Source organism: Spirosoma aureum (assembly GCF_011604685.1).
Lineage (GTDB): Bacteria > Bacteroidota > Bacteroidia > Cytophagales > Spirosomataceae > Spirosoma > Spirosoma aureum.
This window is the reverse complement of the sequence record NZ_CP050063.1, coordinates 5,823,147-5,841,584: the sequence shown is the minus strand read 5'-3', so window position 1 is coordinate 5,841,584 and position 18,438 is coordinate 5,823,147. Positions and strand designations below refer to the sequence as shown.

The following is an 18,438-nucleotide window of genomic DNA, read 5'->3' as shown; positions in this document are numbered from 1 at the left end:
CAGTACCCTAGGGTGTTGCCAGCCGAAGTTGGGCATTAGCACCGTATTGCAGTTTGATGCCAAGGTCAAGACCAATTCGAAGCGCATAGCCGACGAAGCTGGCCGGTATAAGCACCAGGTGCTTTATTTGCAACACATCGGTACTGACTGGAACCCTATTTGCTGACCATACCGTTGGGTCATTCCAGTTGCCGGTTTTTAACGTAAACATAGATCCCGACCCATTGACCTGAATTTTGAATACATCCTGCAGGCAGTTTTTACTATCCCTTACAACATAGGTTGCGCTGGTAGTGGGTGTAATCACTACCGAACGGGTCGATGCTGTGAAACCACCGTTGTTCGGATTGCTCCATTGATAATCACTGATAAACGATGCCGACAGTGTGGTAGACTGTCCATTAGTGATGGTCAGCGATTGGGTCAGGTCTACATCCTTCATGATTGTAAACTGGTCAGTGATGGAGTAGGAGGAAGGTGATTTGTTTTCCAGAAATTTAGCATCCAGTCGATTATCTTCGACTTCCATGAAAAACGAGCCGCCAATCAGCTTTTGCGTAGAGACCATTACCGGATGGTTACCCCATGTTAAATTATGATCCAGCGCTCCTGCCGATCCTGATACGACATAAACTGTTCCCTGTTTTTTCTTCTCTGATGTATTTTTATACAGGCAGGAGTTCGCCGATCCGTCGTACCGCCCGGAGCTATTGTCTTCTGGATATCGATAAGCAGATGGATTATTTGTGAAATCGCTCATGGGGCCGGTCTGATCATGAATTGGATACGATCGCTCATAGACATGACTATGCCCAAGCATGACCAGATCAACACCGAAGCGTTCGAGTATTGGATTAATCCGTTGCCGAACGGCAATAAGATCCGATTCGGTTTCGGAATTGTGCGACCCCTGCGAATAAGGCGGGAAATGCAGATAGACGATCTTCCATTTTTTTGTCGTGGCAGCCAGGTCCTGCTTTAACCAGATTGACTGCGGGTGATTGATCGTATCTGAATAAAACCGGATGTCCATACCATTTACGTTTCGAGTCCCGTAACCATCCAGCATTACAAAATGAATTGGGCCGTAATCGAACGAATACCATTCTTCGGTACCGGAGGCTACACCACCAGCTTCAGCATTGGCTGGCAAATTGAAGATCGAGAAATAAGGTATGTTATGATTGGCCGCTAATGTTACATTATTATTATAGTCATGGTTACCCGGAATGGCAAAAATCATTGAATTCTTTAATAGCGTAGTTGCTTGGTACGGGTCAAAAAAGTTAGTCTGGTATTGTGAATCGTCACCATCGTAGGAGTTATCACCGGTGAGCATCAACAGGTCGGTGGGTGTTGAACCCCGAAACGACAGAAAACCATCCCGGACCTTCGTCTGGTTATTATCGACAATATTATTCCCGCAATCGCCGAAGGTAGCAATACGGATTTTTCGTTTGGTCGTGCCGGGGGGAGCTGTCAGAAAATAATTGTCAGGTCCATACTGTAGTACAAGCGTAGTGGTACCGATACTATAGAAATATTGAGTATCGGGCGTTAGACCCGTAAGCCTGATTTCGTGTTCCGTCGAACTTACCGTCTCGCTGGTAACCCCTGTTAGGCTTGTCGTCGATAAACCATAGGTAACCCGCCCAATAGTGGCTACATCGGTGCGCCACCGGATGGTAGCGGCTGTTTGAGTGCCAAGCTGGAGGTAGGGGCCGCGCGTAACGACAACGGCACCCTGCACGCGCATTTCGAGGTTGAATGTTATATCGGAACTGGTTAGCCCAATCTGATGGACCTCGACCGCAATGATGTTATCGCCATTCTGCAGTAGGGTCGTGCTGACCGGTTGCCAGGACGACCAGACTTTCTCATTAGCCGCATCAATCGACGAAGCCGCCGGAGTCGTAAAGGAGGCCGGACCAGAGGGCATGTTATTATTGTTGCCGTTGACATCGCGTGGGAGTTCGGTGCCGTTAATGAAAATCACAATGCCGTCGTCGCGCATAAATCGCAGCTCATAACCCGGATTGGCCGCCACGTTAGGAATATTGACTTTTTTGCGAAAATAGGCAGTGATGAATTTGTTGGTCGGGTTAGTCCCGAAACTGACGTAATTCGTATAAGGGTTTGCATTGAACGGATTATTGCTGGCAGGATCGAACGTAGACGTGTTCGGATCGTCGCTTTCTCCATAGCCCATACGCCCTCGGCTTACTGTACCTATATTTGTTTGCTGCCAGTATGAATCATCGAACCCCAGTGCCCGCCAGGTGCTTCCACGATCGATGCCATTATCGGCATATTTCCAATTGCTGGTTGTTGTTGCCGTAATAGGTAATGTCGTGGCAGCCAGCGTATTGGTGTTTGTTTCGGCAATAAGCTCGAGATCGAATGAAATATCGGAACTGGTTAGCCCAATCTGATGAATTTCGGCAGCTATTACATTATTGCCGGATTGGAGGGTTCCGTTGGGCAGGTAAAATTCATAAAAAGTATTGGGCGGATCTTCAACGTTAAGCGTCGACGAAGTTGTATTCGTGATTGTACCTGAAGGCATTCCATCCCGGCGAACTTCGACGCCATTCACGTAAATGATAATACCATCATCCCGTTCGTAGCGAATTTTATAGCGGAAACGCGTCAGGATTGCAGCGTCACTGACGGTCTTCCGGAAGTAGGTGGTGATGAATTTATTCGTAGAACTAGAGCCAAAACTGACGACCGTTGATTCGTCGCCGTCGCCATAACCGAGTTCAGAAGCGCCCACTGACCAGGATGTAGGACTTGAGTCATCATAGCCAAGATCTTTCCAGGTGTAGGTTATTGGCCCGACAGTTTGATTGGGTGGGGTTGACCCTTTGTCGGAATAGCGCCAGGTAGCTCCGGATGCTACCAGTGTTGTGGAGGTTTGGGCTATTGCCGACTGCCAGACCAACACAAATAATCCCCAAACTATAGATGTTTTCATTAGTTAGTAGTGACTATAAGGTGAACTAGCGTAAGTCTATGTTACTATTGATATGGGTCGGATAATCAACTAGCGCATATCCGTCTAGTATGGTATGAATGTACTATAAACTTTCTGATAGTAACTATAATAATATTACTTTTTTTATAAAAAATAGGAATAAATAATCATATAAAACAGGAAATACTCAGTCAATTTTGAGGTGACTGAGTATTTTTATTACTATTGAATCGAAATGATTGATCACATAAATGAACTCATCGCTGACTCGTTTGCCAGTTCTTCGGCGTGTTCTTTCCCGAGGTAACGATCAATAAAATAGTGAGCTACATACAGTAATGGGGTCAGTACGATAGCTGATGTCGCTTTGTAGATGTAATTAATAATCCCCACTGCCAACACCTGCGTTAAAGACCAGTTACCGAAGACGTAGAAAGCGATTCCCAAGACTACAAACGAATCCACTAATTGCGAAACAAGGGTTGAACCAGTCGCCCGGAGCCAGATTTTTTGGCTACCCGTGATCCTGCGTAAGGAGTGGAATACATAGACATCCAGAATCTGGCCTACCAGAAAAGCAGTCAGTGAACCGATGATAATACCCAGCCCCTGGCGGAAGATCATCTGGAACGCATTATCGATATTGATGGAATTACCCGCTGCATCTTTGGCATTTACATCGAGCCAGAACTGCGCCGGAGGCAGGTTTGTGACGGCATAAATAATCAGGAAACTATAACCTACGAAACCAGCCGTTAGAAAGGAAATTCGTCGGACACCTGATTTGCCAAAATATTCATTGATAATATCAGACGTAATAAAAACAAATGGCCAGATAACTGCACCAGCTGTAAGATTGAAATCCAGAATAAAATCCCCGAATAAATGAATCTGCGCTGGTTTAGTGCCAAGCATCGTTTCAACCGAGAAAATTTTGACACCGATTATTTCGGCAACGAGCGCGTTTGTCAGGAAAATGGCACTTAGAAAGATATACAGGTTGGTACGTTTATTTGTAAAGGAGAGGGAAGGCATGTGAATTATGGGTTTACGTTTTTACTATTCGATTTGTAGTTTATGGACAGATTGGGCTGTTACAGATCTGGCTAAGAATGCCCTCGGCTATGAACGCTGAAACATAATCTACAAATTTTTACTCATTTACGCTTATACACGCCTGCTGTAGCTGTTTTTTCATACCAGCCAGCTAAGGCTGGTGCACGCTGAAATAATTTGTCGACCACATTTTCGCGATCAATAATATAATCGGGCGGATCTTTCCGGAAGTGATCAAATACGTTGATAACGGCTTCGTAATTATCCAGATTTTTAAGATCGTATTTCGCTAAATCCCAATTGAGGTAAGGCGTGGCCGGACGATTTAGCCGGTAAGCGCTTAAATCTTCACCAATAATCAGAATGTGCCGATCCCGGATGTTATCAGGAAGGGGAGATGATTGAACCTGTAAGCTACTTAATCGGCCCAGGTCCGAACCCGGAATCAGCCCAAGAAGTCCCTGATAGAATAACAACAGAATCAGTCCGAAGGCGATTGAAAAGCCTAGTTCTGCCAGCCATCCTTTTCGGAAATTTTCAAAATAATACAAGGTAAAATAGGCCATCGGCGGCACGAAGCTCAGAAACGACATGGGAGCCAGAAAAGGACCCAGCGCAATCGTAAGCACGGCAGTAACAAACCAGATCATCATAATCTGCTGAACCCGTTGCTGAAAGTTGACGTATCGACTCGAACTTCTAAATAAACTTAGAAAGCCCAGCACGCCCAGACCCAGCGGTATCAATAAGGACGCAACGAGTGATTGAAAATCAGACAGTGAATATTGGCGTACCCGAAATACAGAGGCCAGTAGATTGCGGTTAAAATCATCCAGACTGTTATTAAGGTAATAAAACAGGACGGTAGCAGCGATCGGAAACAGAAAACCGAATAGTGACAGGGAGTGTTGGCGAAAGCTTGTTCCGGTATAAAAAAGTAGCGATAATGTTGCCCAGATGATAAATAAAGCAGAGGGCAGGTAAAACAAAGCCGCGATGCCGATGTAGAAACCAACCTCAAATACCTCATCAGTAGCACCCCGGCGTTCCATCTGTTTGATGAGCGTTCCGAAAGCCAATAATAGAAAACTCGTGGACATCAACACCGGGGAGAGCGTCAGGCAGTCGAAGGACAGATGCAGAAACAGCATATATATCAAGCCTGGCCAGAACGATCGATCGGGATACACATCGCGGTTGTTGGTCAGGTAATTGAAATAAACGATCTGAAAGACGGAAACGACCGTTGCCGCAATATGTAGTACAAGCGTCGAACGACCGAATAACGTGTGTAAACCCCAGTAAACCACGGCCGATAGAGGGCTGATGCTGTCCCAGATGTCGCGGTAAAGCAGATGACCCTCGCTCATCTGCTCGCCTACCAGCATCCAGTTCAGTTCTGGAATCAACATTGGAAATGGATGCAGTAAGAGTGGCAAACGAATCAACAGCAGCAACCCGAGCAGGCTGGCGTATTGATAGGGATAATAAGAGCGGAAAAAACGTAACAAAACAGTTGGCTATTCAAAATGTTGGTAGGTTAGATAAGTAGACGAGCCCATCATTCATTTTATTTTTGGGCTTATCTACTGACTAACTGCTACTGCGAATTTACAGTCAATTTCGGCAGAACCGAAAAAGGTGCAGATATTTGCAGATGGGTAATTAATTGGAGGTGCCAGATCGTTAGTCAATAAACAGCCATCGGGGCCTCTGGCGAGCGGAATCACCAGTCAATTAACTTTCCAATCAACTTGTTGCCCAGGTAAGATATTATGGAATCGAAACGACAACAAAAAGTAGCCCGGCAGTTGCAGAAAGATTTAAGTGAAATTTTTCAGCGCGAAGTGCCACATTTATTCAACGGGGCTTTTATTACGGTCACCAGCGTGCGTGTGTCGCCCGATCTGAGCGTAGCCCGTGTGTACCTGAGCTTTCTGGCTACCAAGAATAAAGAAATGCTTCTGGAAAGTATTCAGGAGAAAGGAAAAGTACTCCGGCAGCATCTCGGCGACCGGGTTCGGCACCAACTCCGTATCGTTCCTGAGCTCCATTTCTTTCTGGATGACACGGCCGAATATGCCGACAAAATGGACAAGCTCTTCGCAGGTCTCGAAATTCCTCCCGCACCTGAGGAGGATGAAGACGATGCCGAATAAGCGTATCGTGCCTGCGTGATTAACACAGTCAGAGTTATTTACGCAGGCACTCTTTCTTAATTACTTCATGAACCTCCCGACCTGGATTGCCCGACGGTATTTTTTCTCTCGAAAGAAACGCAGTTTTATTAGCTGGCTATCGATTCTGTCTATGCTCGGCGTAGGCGTTGGAACCATGGCTTTGGTGGTTGTCTTGTCAGTCTTCAACGGGATGGATGAACTGAACAGGCAGATTTTTAAAACGTTTGAGGCCGATATGACCGTTTTGCCTAAGCAGGGTAAACGGTTCATGGCATCACCCGAACTGCTCACGCGCCTGCAACAGACCGCTGGTGTAAACCTGTTAACCGCCGTAGTGCAGGATAATGCACTGGCTCGCTATGCAAATGGCGAAACAGTTGTGCGGCTTAAAGGCGTTGATGATAGTTACCTACAACGAAAGCAACTCGACTCGGCCCTGCTCGAAGGTAAATTGCGGCTACGCGATCGGGGCGTAAACTATGCCATTGTTGCCGATGGAGTCCGGAATGACCTGAGCATATCGGCAGTCGATATTCTAACACCACTGGAGATTTTATATCCGCAAAGTGATCAATCGTTCAGTGTACTTAACCCCAATGCGTTCAATCGGGAATCGTTGACAGTTTCAGGCGTGTTTTTTATCGAGTCTAAGTACGATAATTTCGTGCTTGTTCCGTCAATTGTAGCCCGGTCATTATTTGGTTACAGTACCAATGAAGCCACCAGCCTTGAAATTCAACTGAAGCCTGGTACGGATGAGAATGCAGCAAAACAGGCGTTGCAGGATGTTGTGGGGGATAAACTGATCGTCCAGAGCCGGGATGACCTGAATGTTGATCTCTACCGAACTATTCGCATCGAAAAATTGCTGGTCGCTATCACCCTGGCATTTATCATTCTGGTCGCGTCGATCAACATATTCTTTACGTTGTCTATGCTGGTCATCGAAAAGAAAGAAGACATCCGGATTTTGTATGCACTTGGCGCAACAACGGGTTTGGTTCGACGGATTTTCCTGACCGAAGGAGCCATCATCGCTTTAACTGGTGCTTTCACCGGATTGGCAATCGGCGTTTTTATCTGTCTGGCGCAGGAACAATATGGCTTCATCGGCATGGGAACTGTAAGCTCGATAATCGATGCCTATCCGGTTCGTCTTGACAGTAGTGACATCATTATGACTGCCGTTCTGGTGATTGTGGTAACTTTTCTGACGTCGTGGTTCCCGGCTCAACGGGCCGCTAATGTGAAGTAAGCAGGCCGATTTTGGGCATGATCAATAAAGCCATAGCTGTGAACGATAGCCGTTACGGGCTAATCATTGTTCCCCTATCTACTGTAATCACATACGCTTTACCACCTTCGCGCTCAATAGCTTCTGCAACCAGTTCCGGGTTTTCGGGTGCGTAGGCAAACATACAGCCACCTCCACCCGAGCCATTGATTTTACCCCCTAACGCTCCGGCCGTGAGAGCCGCATCGATCATCCGATTAATTTTCGGCGTGCTGATGCGTTGGGCGTCGCGTAAATTGTTCTGATGTTCGGTTAGTAACTTGCCAAAACGGAAGTGATCGATTTCGTCCGTCGTTCCCGATGGTGTATCCAAAACAGCAAGAGCATCGCGTAGAATATCGCGGTTAGCCAGATTGCCTTTTAGGAGAATGTACTCGTCTTTGCTCAGAATATCCTTGAACTCAGTTGCTTCGGTTAGCGGAGAATAATGCAGCGAGAACGTTGAGTTAACGGCGTTAAGTCTTGAAATAATGTCAAGCATGCCAAACTTGACCCGTTTCAGAATTCCAATTGTGTCTTTTGGCTCCTGAGAGTCGCCAAGAACGAACGTGCCGAGTTTTGGATGGAATTTACGAAGTGAAATTGTTGGCGTTGACTCCAGATAGATGACATCGCCAACAGCGGTGGAATAGTGATCCATCATACCCCCAGGTTCCCCAAATTCCAGAACTTCGGCCACATAAGCTAACTCCGCCAATTGTTCCTGAGCTAACTGACGCGGTTCATCGGCAAGCTGAGTCAGCACATTGAGCCAGGTAACCAGCAAGGCCGATGAACTCGATGTACCCGAATTGATTGGGATATTCCCATGAACTTCACCTTCGATACCCGCTGAAAACAGAAAGCCTTCGCGAAGCAGCACATTCACGGCCGATCGAAAATAATCGCGAATGTCTGGGTAAGGCAATGGAAGGCCGTCAAACGGAATATTGACAGCCTTCTTTATATCGGGTAGATTTAGCCGGAAACCCCGCGAGCTAACGCGTTGTGCCCGAACCTGAATACGGCGCGAAATGGCAGCGGCAATGACTGGCAATCCCAGGTAATCCTGGTGTTCGCCGAAGAGGCAGATACGACCAGGCGTTGAAGCAGTTATGGGAGAGGGAGTAAACGACGAAATCAAAGTGATAATACTTCTAACTGGTGCCTGAGGAAAGTTATGTGATTATAAATATGGATGGACAAAGAACACAAAGATTATTTATTTCTCCGTGTTCTTTGTCCATCCATATTTATAAACATTACCAGCTTGTCTTCTTATACCCTATCGTGGCATAGTATAAAATAAAGCCAAAAAGGGGTAATAGCAAAGCATAGGCCATTTTAGGGCTGATCGTATCGGTCAGATAACCATGGAGCAGGGGCAATAAGGCACCACCCGAAATACCCATGATGAGTAGAGCAGACCCAATTTTAGTAAATCGTCCTAGTCGGTTAAGCGCCAGTGGCCACATCGCTGGCCAGATAGGAGCCAGCCCAAAACCCAGCAGAGCCACACACAGGACAGATGTAAACCCACTTGTCAGTAAGGTCGCCGTAGTCAGTACAAGACCGTATATAGCCCCAAACCGTAGAGATGTTTGCTGTGATATATACCGAGGAATTAGAACAATACCCAGCACATAGCCAGCCAGCAAACCATAGAGCGTATAGGTGGTAAAATACTTCGCTTCATCGTTCGTAAAACCGATCGCTTTGCCGTAATTGATGATGGTGTCTCCGGCAATGACCTCAGCCCCAACATAGCAGAAGAGAGCTATAACGCCCAGAACGAGGTTAGGAAACTGCGAGACGCTGGTATGAGAGGTTGCGTCTGCTGGTGCGTCGTCCTGTTCTTCTGAAACTTCGGGGAGGTTCGAAAACCGGATTAATCCGGCCAGAACGACCAGGACACCAGTTAGAATAAGGTAAGGTGTTACGACTTTTTCCAGTGATGCAGCTCCCGAAACAGCATTACCACCTGCTAACAACAGTCCGCCAAAAATAAACTGGCTTATGATCCCGGCCAGTTTATTGGCGATGCCCAGAAAGCTGATCCGCTGAGCCGCACTTTCGCGGGGGCCAAGAATAGTTGCGTATGGGTTAGAGGCTGTTTGTAGCACGGTCAGACCAATTCCGATCAGAAACAAACCAACCAGAAACAGCGGATAGGATACCGACTTCGCTGCCGGAACAAAAATCAGTGTTCCAACGGCCATAACCAATAAACCCAGCGACATGCCATTCTTAAATCCCGTTCTCTTTAACACGGCTGACGACGGAATGGCCATAAGCGTGTAGGAGATGAAAAATGAGAAAGCAACCAGATTGGAGCCGACCGTACTCAGATTAAATGCCTGCTTAAAGAAGGCTATCAGTACACTATTGACCCAGGTAACAAAGCCAAAAATGAAAAATAAAGCACCGACAATCAGCAACGGAATCGTGTAATTCGAACGGACCTGCGAAGGAGGAGCGGTAGGTGTCATAGGTAATAGTCGATAAGAAAATGGTAAGGGGTGGGTTTATATATTTTAAAATTTTTTACAAATTAAGAATAGAAATTTGTTTCTTCGCTCATTGACTACCTAAAATTCGTCGTTAAGGCCAAATATGGGCTTGTTTGTCTTCCATTTACCACGCGTAAAATCCGGTATCTGGATGGGTTTACTGCCGCCCGCAATGCTCTCCTCCGACAAGGGACTAATGGCACTCCATACGGCTGCATCATATACGTCGATGGGTGGTGGTGTTTTGGTTTTGACGGATTCGATGAAAGCGCGCATAACGAAAAAGTCGATACCGCCATGACCGGCATTCTCCGCAGTTTGGACGTGGCGCTTCCAGAGTGGATGGTCATACTTCTCCTGATAAGCCGCAAAGGGTTCCCAGGTGTGGGCTTTGGGACTAACATGGTCGCCGGTTGCGCCTTCCAGGTAAATCATGTCGTTATCGTCCATCCAGATTCCCTGCGTACCCTGCGCCCGGAACCCAAGCGAGTAGGGGCGAGGGGAGTTTGTATCATGAATGATCACGATATTCTCGCCGTTCGCGCACTCAATAACAGTCGTTACAACATCGCCAAGTTTGAAATTAACTTTCGCATTGGGGTGATTAGGACCACCCTTGTCAACAACGTATTTGTGTAGGCCACGGCTTTTGGTGGCTGTACTGGTCAGGTGGAGAAATCGATTTCCGCGATTGATGTTGAGCCAATGAGCAACCGGGCCCAGGCCATGCGTTGGATACACATCGCCATTGCGATCTACAGAATGCTGGGTTCGCCAGTGGGCCTCTGAGTAGCCTTTTGCACCAAATTCCGCCCCAACGCCACCAATCGATTTGCCATCGTTGAATTTGATGTTACGCAGGTCGTGCTGATAGCCGCAATGGGCATAGGTCATTTCGCCAAATAACCCCTGACGTACCATATTTAAAATAGCTAACACGTCGCGCCGGTAGCAGACGTTTTCCATAATCATGCAGGGCATACCCGTCTTTTCTGACGTATCCACCAGGTCCCACGATTCTTTTAGCTTAACCGTTGCTGATACTTCAACGCCAGCATACTTGCCCGCTTTCATCGTGGCTACTGCCATCGGTACATGCCACTCCCAGGGTGTTGCAATAATAACCCCGTCGAGGTCATCGCGTTTGAGCATCTGCAAAAAGGCTTCATCCCCTTTCGTGTAGGCTTCGGGTAAGGGTTTTCCTTTCTTCTTAAAGATGTCATTTGTTCGGGCAATACTGTCTGCATCGATGTCGCAGATTGCCGGAATGACCACATCGTCGCGATAAAGTGCCTGATCAACGTGGCTTCGACCACGCGCTCCAACGCCGATAAAACCCAACCTTACTTTGGCGTCTACAGGTTTTGCACCGGTTAGAATAGACGGGAAAACAGAAGCAGTTGCTCCGGTCAGAGCAGCCGTGCGAATAAACTGGCGTCGAGTGGGCGTAAAGTCCATGCAAAAAAAGCAATTGTTTAGGACTGGAAAGATAAGGATTCTTGCTTAACTCAGCATAGCAGATCTTTCGTTCGATGCCCTCGGCGTCGTAAAAAGGTTACCATTTACGCCCCTGGAAACCGTAGCACGGCGATGGGTTAAAGGACTACACACTTAAAAATTCCACCAAACGGCTCTTGGATAGGATGCATTTAGCAAAACTGGTTCGCCGATGCGGGGCGTAGTAACGTCCATTCCCTGTTCGTCGGTTTTTTTGAGAAGACGTTTAATCGGTTCATTCCAGGCATGAAGGGCCAGCGAAAATTTTGCCCAGTGTACCGGTAAAATGGTTTTAGCGCGCAAATCCTGGGCGGCTGTTGCCACCTCCTCGGGAAACATGTGAATATGCGGCCAGTCTTTGCCATATTGACCACATTCTAATATGGCCAGATCGAATGGGCCATATTTATCGCCAATTTCTCTAAAGTGCTTGCCGTAACCCGAATCACCACCCAAAAACAGGTTGTTTCCGTTCAGGTTAAGCACGAAGGCAGTCCATAGGGTTTTTCCCCGTGTAAAGCTCCGACCCGAAAAGTGCCGGGCTGGTACTGCCGTTAAGACAATGCTATCAGAAACCTGCTGTTTATCCCACCAATCGAACTCAACAATCCGGTCGGTCGGAACGCCCCAGCGTTCGAGGTGAGCACCAACACCAAGAGCTGTATAGAATTTTTTGACTTTTGGAATTAGCTGCGTTATGGTTTTATAATCCAGGTGATCGTAGTGGTCGTGGGACAGGATAAGCAAATCGATGTCGGGCATATCATCAACACTGTATTCATCAGAACCTGGGAATGATTTTCCGAAAAAAGACACGGGCGAGGCATTGCCACTAAAGACCGGATCGACCAGAACCGTAATTCCCTTCGATTTGATCAGATACGACGAATGGCCGAACCAAACAATTGACGGTTTATCATCGGCAAGCGCTTTCAGATCGGTTTTGACGGATGGTAATGGATAGGCGGGGATATTGTTGGGATCTTTGTGTAGAAAATCCTGCATCATCCCCCAATAAGACGCATCTTCGGGCATAACAGGTGTTACTTCCAGATTCTGAAAAGAGCCGTTCTGATAGTTTTTTGAGTGTAAGATCCGTTCCAGCCGATCCGTTGCCGGATTGCTGCCAAAAACGCTTTGCTGCATAAATAAATAGGTTGAGCCGACAGCAACGGCTACTAGAAGCGCAAGTGTTATCATGGTGGTTCGTAATCGTTTCATGGTGCTTGAACGGCGCCAACCGGTGTCAGGTTCCGTAAAATGACGAGTGGAACAATACCTGGTTGACAGGTGTTATCAAAGCATATCAGCGTATTTCTGTTTAATCTTTTGTTAAAAACATTGAACAAAATAGGGAAACTCGCTGTTATTAATTTGTATTAGCACACTGAGGAGCGTATTGGCTACACGTTCCGCCGTCTGCCTGTGTTGTACACAAACTTTGTAACGACAGGTTGATCGAATCCTGGTTTCGATTCTCTTTTTATGGACACAAAATGGGCTAACGCCCCGCGAGTTGCCGTGTTTCGCAAGGAACATTTCAACGCGGCTCATCGTCTTAACAACCCAAACTGGTCGGATGAGAAAAACACCCGCGTTTACGGCAAGTGTAATAATCCCAATTTCCATGGGCATAATTATGACCTTATCGTGCAGGTTACCGGGCCAATCGATCCTGAGACGGGCTATGTCATAGATATGAAACTTCTCGGTGATCTGATTAAAGAACACATTACAGATCGCTTCGACCACAAAAACCTGAACCTCGACACCGAAGAGTTTGCAGACCTGAATCCTTCGGCCGAAAACATTGCCATCGTTATTTATACCATTTTACGTAATCAGCTAAGCGAGGGCTTAGACCTTAAAATCAGACTGTATGAAACTGAACGGAACTTCGTCGAGTACCCCGCTTAATGGTTCAAATGGTAACCACAACAACGGTGTACATACAAACGGCCATAGCCTGAACGGACACTATTCTGCGACGGCGGACCGCGACGAGTTGGTTGATGAACTGGGTGATGCGCATGGTGCTTCGTCGATTGATACACCTATGCGTCCCGATGCTTTTGATTTGGATGACGATCTCAAAATTGACCTGATTGAAGAACATTTTCGGGAAATTATGAACATTCTTGGCCTTGATCTGACCGACGACAGCCTGAAAGGGTCGCCCCGGCGTGTGGCAAAGATGTATGTAAAAGAAATTTTCCGGGGGCTCAATCCCGCCAACAAACCCACGCCAACGCTCTTCGATAATAAATTCCGGTACAATGAAATGCTGGTGGAGAAGGACATAATCGTTCAGACCTATTGCGAGCATCACTTTGTGCCGATTATTGGCAAGGCACATGTGGCTTATATTTCCAGCGGTAAAGTGATCGGCTTGTCGAAGCTGAACCGGATTGTGGAGTATTTCAGCAAACGACCACAGGTGCAGGAGCGTTTGACGGTGCAAATTGCCGATGAACTGAAAAAAGTTCTCGAAACCGAAGATGTTGCGGTTATGATCGATGCGAAGCACCTGTGCGTATCGACGCGGGGAGTGCATGATGTAAACTCATCAACGATTACAGCGGCCTACGGCGGCAAATTTGACGAAGAAGCGACCAAACAGGAATTTCTGCGTTACGTTGCTCAGCCAAGTGTAACGATCTAATTTATAAAGGATTATTGGCCGAAGGGCACAGGGGTTTTTCCTCTGTGCCCTTCGGCGTACCTGGGGGTAGTGTATTTACGGATTCAATCCGTAATTTGTTGGGCTAAAAGTACGCCTGTTATGCCCTCACTGATTACTGTTGTTGAAAACGGCCTCATTGGCAGGAGCATCGACGTTAAGGAACGATCAGGTCTGTCGGCGGATGTAATTGTTTCCGACCCAATTTTTGAGGCTCTTCGACAACTGGCTTTTGATGCAGATGGCATTGATGGTTTATTGACCTTTTCTGTCCAAAAAGGCCATGAATACATTCGGGTTCGAAATTATGTTGGTTTATTAACCCTGTCTGATGGTACCCAATTAGAGATTCTGCCAAAAATTGGGGACGGTTTAACCAGCCGATCGATGTTATTGACCATGCTGCGGCATCTCGAGCATGGACCATTCCGTACGCTTACATCGGCATACACCAATGCCACAAACCTGCCCTTGTGGGAGGTATTTGTTACGGCCTTTCTGGATGCTCTGGAAGCTTTGGTCAGGCAGGGTATCCAACGATCCTATGTGTCGGTAGAAAGCAACGAACAATTCTGGAAAGGCAAGTTTCAGGCCACCCGGCAGCAACGCGAAAATGCGCAGCATGCCGAGCGATTAGCCGTTGTGTATGACGTTCTGACGGCCAATGTGCCTCACAACCGACTCCTAAAAACGACACTACTTTACCTGCGGCAGCGAAACCACAGTCCCGGTGTTCAGCAGCGCATCCGGCAACTTGACTGGGCTATGAATGAAATTCCGGTTTGTGAATCGATCCCGGATGATCTGAAAATGGTCAGGCGAACCACCCGGATATTTGCCCGTTATGAACTGGTTTTGCGTTGGGCTGAGGCTTTACTGGGCAGGCGAGCCTATGGCGTTAAAGCTGGTCAGACAGCCGATCTATCGCTTTTATTCCCAATGGAGCGTGTATTTGAGGATTATGTTTCACACGGTATTCGTCGATATTGGCCGATCGCTGATGCAGTGGCCGTTCAGGAGTCGTCGGCGCACCTGGTCGATGAGCATATCGGGGTGCCAAAATTTAAACTCCGGCCCGACATCCTGATTCGGCATAATGGCCAGACATTTGTGCTGGATATGAAGTGGAAGGAACTGACCAGCCGCGATCATGCCCGGAACTATGGAATCGAGCAATCGGATCTTTATCAACTCTATGCTTATGGTAAAAAGTACGGAGCCAATGAGCTATTTTTGATTTATCCGGCAAACGAAACCTTTCAGCATCCACTACCCGTGTTTGACTACGATGCTGATACTCGTTTGCATGTTGTGCCATTTACTATACTGAACCCACTGGCAAATGAAGTAGAAAAATTGGCCATTTACGCTTTGTCGTTTCGATGATGTGCTTTCTTTGCGTGTAGAAACGCGTCCCCTAACCTGACCGTAACGCCTTATGCCCCTTCTTCTGACCTTAATTGGTATCCTGACCCTTGTTCTATTAGTCGCTTTTGTCCGTTTAGATACGTTTATATCCTTCGTACTTGTCTCACTCGGTATCGGGCTGGCATCGGGTATGAGCGTACAGGATGTTGGAAAATCGATTCAGACCGGTATTGGCGGAACCCTCGGCGATCTGGTGTTGATTATAGGATTTGGTGCTATGCTTGGCCGACTTGTCGCTGAAAGCGGAGCCGCCCGGCGCATTACCGATGTTTTGATCAAACTATTCGGCATTAAAAATATTCGATGGGGGCTGGCATTGGCGGGTTTCGTTGTCGGTATTCCGCTGTTCTACAATGCGGGCTTCATTATTGTTGTACCCCTGATTTTTACCATAGCCGCATCTTCGCGATTACCGTTACTGTCGGTTGCCGTGCCCATGTTGTCGGCCTTGTCGGTTGCCCACGGTTATCTTCCTCCTCACCCGTCGCCTTCAGCCGTGGCTGCTCAGCTCAATGCCAATATTGGCCAGACACTTCTATACGGACTCATTGTCGCGATTCCTGCCATTGTTATTGCCGGACCAATTTTTGGCAAAACGCTGGTCAATATGAAGATCACACCCGATAAAGATCTGTTTGATATCGATGAGGTGCCGGGAGCAAAAGCCGGTGCAAAACCATCTTCTGAAAATCTGCCGAGTACGGGTATCAGCTTTTTCGTTGCGCTCTTGCCCGTATTGCTATTAACTACATTTGGACCGCTAAAAGGGGCGTTACCCGATTCATCTCCCTTAAAAACGATTGTTACGTTACTGGCTGAACCCTATATAGGGATGTTATTATCGGTACTTACTGCCATGTATACACTAGGTATCCGGCGCGGACAATCGATGAAAGCGATTACCAAAGACATGGAAGAAGCCGTTAAGGCTATTGCGCCTATTTTGCTGGTTATTGCCGGTGCCGGTGCGTTGAAGCAGATTTTTACGGATAGCGGCACCAGCAAATACATTGGTAGTTTGCTGGCCGATGCAACAATTCCGCCACTGGTATTGGCATGGGGTATTGCTGCATTTATTCGGGTATGTGTCGGTTCGGCAACGGTGGCTGGCCTGACAACATCCGGAATTATTGCGCCCTTGATTCAAAGTCAGACCATCAAGCCCGAATTAATGGTATTAGCCATTGGTTCGGGAAGTCTTATGTTTTCGCATATCAACGATGGCGGTTTCTGGTTGTTTAAGGAATACTTTAACCTGACTATTGGTCAAACGATTCGAACGTGGTCGCTCATGGAGACAATCGTATCTGTAATAGGGTTGCTGGGCGTATTAGCCTTAAATCTGGTGGTGTGATTACGCCAGCAGCTTCATACTTCATTAACGATTTAACTGTACTGTCTGCTAGTATGGTAATACCCTGGCAGATGCATTTTTGTCTATCACATCGTTTAGCTTTGATGTTTTCTATTAGTGCTTACTTTTTCAAGATAGAGGACAATTGCAATCCCAACTGTATAGGCAACCAAGTCTATGCATTCAAACGAAGTTCCAATAACGGTACTGGCCGTTTTTGAATTTTGAAGACCAAGCCTGTTTACAATATGAAAATATTGCATAACCTCAATGGTATACGAAAAAAGCAAAACACATAAAGCAGTAGGTAAAACAGGCGTAGGTAGGAATGATTTTACAAAGCAATAAATCAGTATCGAAACCAAGACATCACCAACATAGGGGCGAATAATTGGGTCATGAGCAAATTTGGCAATCAGAATTTCAATGCCGAACAGCAGAACGGCGAAAGTGAAATATAACGTATTGAATTTTAGATTAATATATCTTCTTTGTATCACTATTGAAAATAGATACGCATGACAAAATTGTGAATTTTTCAATTACAACGATTTATTGACCAGTAACTTTCTGTGTCAAAACATTGCAAAAATACCCCGAAGATTAAGCACCACATTTGATAAAGCAGTATAGTGCTAACTTAGTTTATCCAATTGTAATTAGATCGCCAAAAGCTTCAATTAAGAAAGAGTTCGAGCACGCTCGTGTCTTGAGGGATTTCGCTATTGAGGGTTATTCAGCTTGTAAATTAAAACGGCAACCCCACATTCAAAACCAGTTGCGTTTTGAAGTAATAGTTTTTGCCGCTCCCCGAGGAGGTCAAAAATTCTCAACCCTTTGTTAATCATGATTGGGTTTACAAAAAAATTAAACTCGTCGATGAGCCCTTCTTTTATGAGTGAAGAAACAAAGCCAGCCCCTCCATAAACGATAATATCTTTACCGGTTTTGCTCTTCATGTTTTTTACGGCTGTAGCCAAATCACCATTTTCAATCGTTACATTTTTACCGGCAATGCTTTTCAATGTTTTACTAAAAACCACTTTAGGTGTATCGACCATTTTTTGAGCAAAAGAAAATTCTGGACTGTCAGGCTGATTATTGACAACATTCTCCCAATAGGTCACAAAGCCATCAGTCATTTTTCTGCCGAGTAGAATAGTGTCTGAACTGTCAGTGAGGGAGTTGATCAATGCCAGAAGTTTTGAATCCTGATCGAAATTCATCCAGTCAAGTTCTCCATTTGGGCCAGCTACATATCCATCGACAGATAGTTGCATTTGTAGTTTCAGCTTTCTCATTGCGCTTTGATTTTTTATCGTACTTAGTTGTTTCTGCTACTCAAATTTATGAAGCCAGTTTGGCATTTGCATTGTTAAAGCGGCTGAATCAATTGATCATTTCCTGGCGTTTTAACCGATGTTCGTCTAAAAATTCATACGGAACATTATCGTTAATGGTACAAGAAAGCGTGTCGGACTTC

15 protein-coding genes are annotated in these 18,438 nt (G+C 46.3%); 6 read left to right on the top strand and 9 right to left on the bottom strand.

Annotation, left to right across the window (positions count from 1 at the left end; genetic code table 11):
* Window positions 1–7: 7 nt before the first annotated feature.
* The 3 genes from G8759_RS23235 to G8759_RS23225 form a co-directional block, all read right to left on the bottom strand.
* Window positions 8–2,977 carry a purple acid phosphatase family protein gene (locus G8759_RS23235; protein ID WP_167213253.1) on the bottom strand — a complete coding sequence of 990 codons (2,970 nt, stop codon included), beginning with the start codon at window positions 2,975–2,977 and terminating at the stop codon, window positions 8–10.
* A 243-nt stretch (window positions 2,978–3,220) separates the two neighbouring features.
* A complete protein-coding gene (locus tag G8759_RS23230; RefSeq protein ID WP_167213250.1) occupies window positions 3,221–4,012 on the bottom strand; it encodes a queuosine precursor transporter in 792 nt (263 codons plus the stop codon).
* Window positions 4,013–4,134: 122 nt separating this feature from the next.
* On the bottom strand, window positions 4,135–5,544 hold the full coding sequence (locus tag G8759_RS23225; protein WP_167213245.1) for a hypothetical protein: 1,410 nt from the start codon (window positions 5,542–5,544) through the stop codon (window positions 4,135–4,137).
* Between the two features lie 264 nt (window positions 5,545–5,808).
* On the opposite strand from G8759_RS23225, the gene rbfA reads away from it, so the two are divergent.
* A complete protein-coding gene (gene rbfA / locus G8759_RS23220; protein ID WP_167213242.1) occupies window positions 5,809–6,192 on the top strand; it encodes a 30S ribosome-binding factor RbfA in 384 nt (127 codons plus the stop codon).
* A 67-nt stretch (window positions 6,193–6,259) separates the two neighbouring features.
* A complete protein-coding gene (locus tag G8759_RS23215; RefSeq protein WP_167213239.1) occupies window positions 6,260–7,468 on the top strand; it encodes an ABC transporter permease in 1,209 nt (402 codons plus the stop codon).
* A 52-nt stretch (window positions 7,469–7,520) separates the two neighbouring features.
* On the opposite strand, the gene G8759_RS23210 is transcribed toward G8759_RS23215, so the two are convergent.
* The 4 genes from G8759_RS23210 to G8759_RS23195 form a co-directional block, all read right to left on the bottom strand.
* Window positions 7,521–8,630 (bottom strand): mevalonate kinase family protein, encoded by a 1,110-nt coding sequence (locus G8759_RS23210; RefSeq protein WP_232073917.1) that lies wholly within the window; start codon window positions 8,628–8,630, stop codon window positions 7,521–7,523.
* Window positions 8,631–8,748: 118 nt separating this feature from the next.
* Window positions 8,749–9,975: a sugar MFS transporter gene (locus G8759_RS23205; protein WP_167213236.1), complete on the bottom strand. Its 1,227-nt coding sequence runs from the start codon at window positions 9,973–9,975 to the stop codon at window positions 8,749–8,751.
* A gap of 99 nt (window positions 9,976–10,074) precedes the next feature.
* Window positions 10,075–11,454 carry a Gfo/Idh/MocA family protein gene (locus G8759_RS23200; RefSeq protein ID WP_167213233.1) on the bottom strand — a complete coding sequence of 460 codons (1,380 nt, stop codon included), beginning with the start codon at window positions 11,452–11,454 and terminating at the stop codon, window positions 10,075–10,077.
* Between the two features lie 153 nt (window positions 11,455–11,607).
* Window positions 11,608–12,714: an MBL fold metallo-hydrolase gene (locus G8759_RS23195; protein ID WP_167213230.1), complete on the bottom strand. Its 1,107-nt coding sequence runs from the start codon at window positions 12,712–12,714 to the stop codon at window positions 11,608–11,610.
* Window positions 12,715–12,978: 264 nt separating this feature from the next.
* Between G8759_RS23195 and G8759_RS23190 the strand changes: the two genes are divergently transcribed.
* The 4 genes from G8759_RS23190 to G8759_RS23175 all read left to right on the top strand — a co-directional run bounded on the left by G8759_RS23190 (window position 12,979) and on the right by G8759_RS23175 (window position 16,955).
* Entirely contained in the window at window positions 12,979–13,410 is a 432-nt protein-coding gene (locus G8759_RS23190; protein ID WP_167213227.1) for a 6-pyruvoyl trahydropterin synthase family protein, read from the top strand.
* A complete protein-coding gene (gene folE / locus G8759_RS23185; protein ID WP_167213223.1) occupies window positions 13,373–14,155 on the top strand; it encodes a GTP cyclohydrolase I FolE in 783 nt (260 codons plus the stop codon). Before G8759_RS23190 ends, folE begins: the two co-directional genes overlap by 38 nt.
* 120 nt (window positions 14,156–14,275) lie before the next feature.
* Complete coding sequence (locus G8759_RS23180) at window positions 14,276–15,559, top strand: McrC family protein (RefSeq protein ID WP_167213220.1); 1,284 nt, start codon at window positions 14,276–14,278, stop codon at window positions 15,557–15,559.
* A 52-nt stretch (window positions 15,560–15,611) separates the two neighbouring features.
* Complete coding sequence (locus G8759_RS23175) at window positions 15,612–16,955, top strand: GntT/GntP/DsdX family permease (protein ID WP_167213217.1); 1,344 nt, start codon at window positions 15,612–15,614, stop codon at window positions 16,953–16,955.
* Between the two features lie 95 nt (window positions 16,956–17,050).
* On the opposite strand, the gene G8759_RS23170 is transcribed toward G8759_RS23175, so the two are convergent.
* Entirely contained in the window at window positions 17,051–17,455 is a 405-nt protein-coding gene (locus G8759_RS23170; protein ID WP_232073916.1) for a ribosomal maturation YjgA family protein, read from the bottom strand.
* A 222-nt stretch (window positions 17,456–17,677) separates the two neighbouring features.
* On the bottom strand, window positions 17,678–18,256 hold the full coding sequence (locus G8759_RS23165) for a dihydrofolate reductase family protein (protein ID WP_167213214.1): 579 nt from the start codon (window positions 18,254–18,256) through the stop codon (window positions 17,678–17,680).
* Window positions 18,257–18,438: the final 182 nt, after the last annotated feature.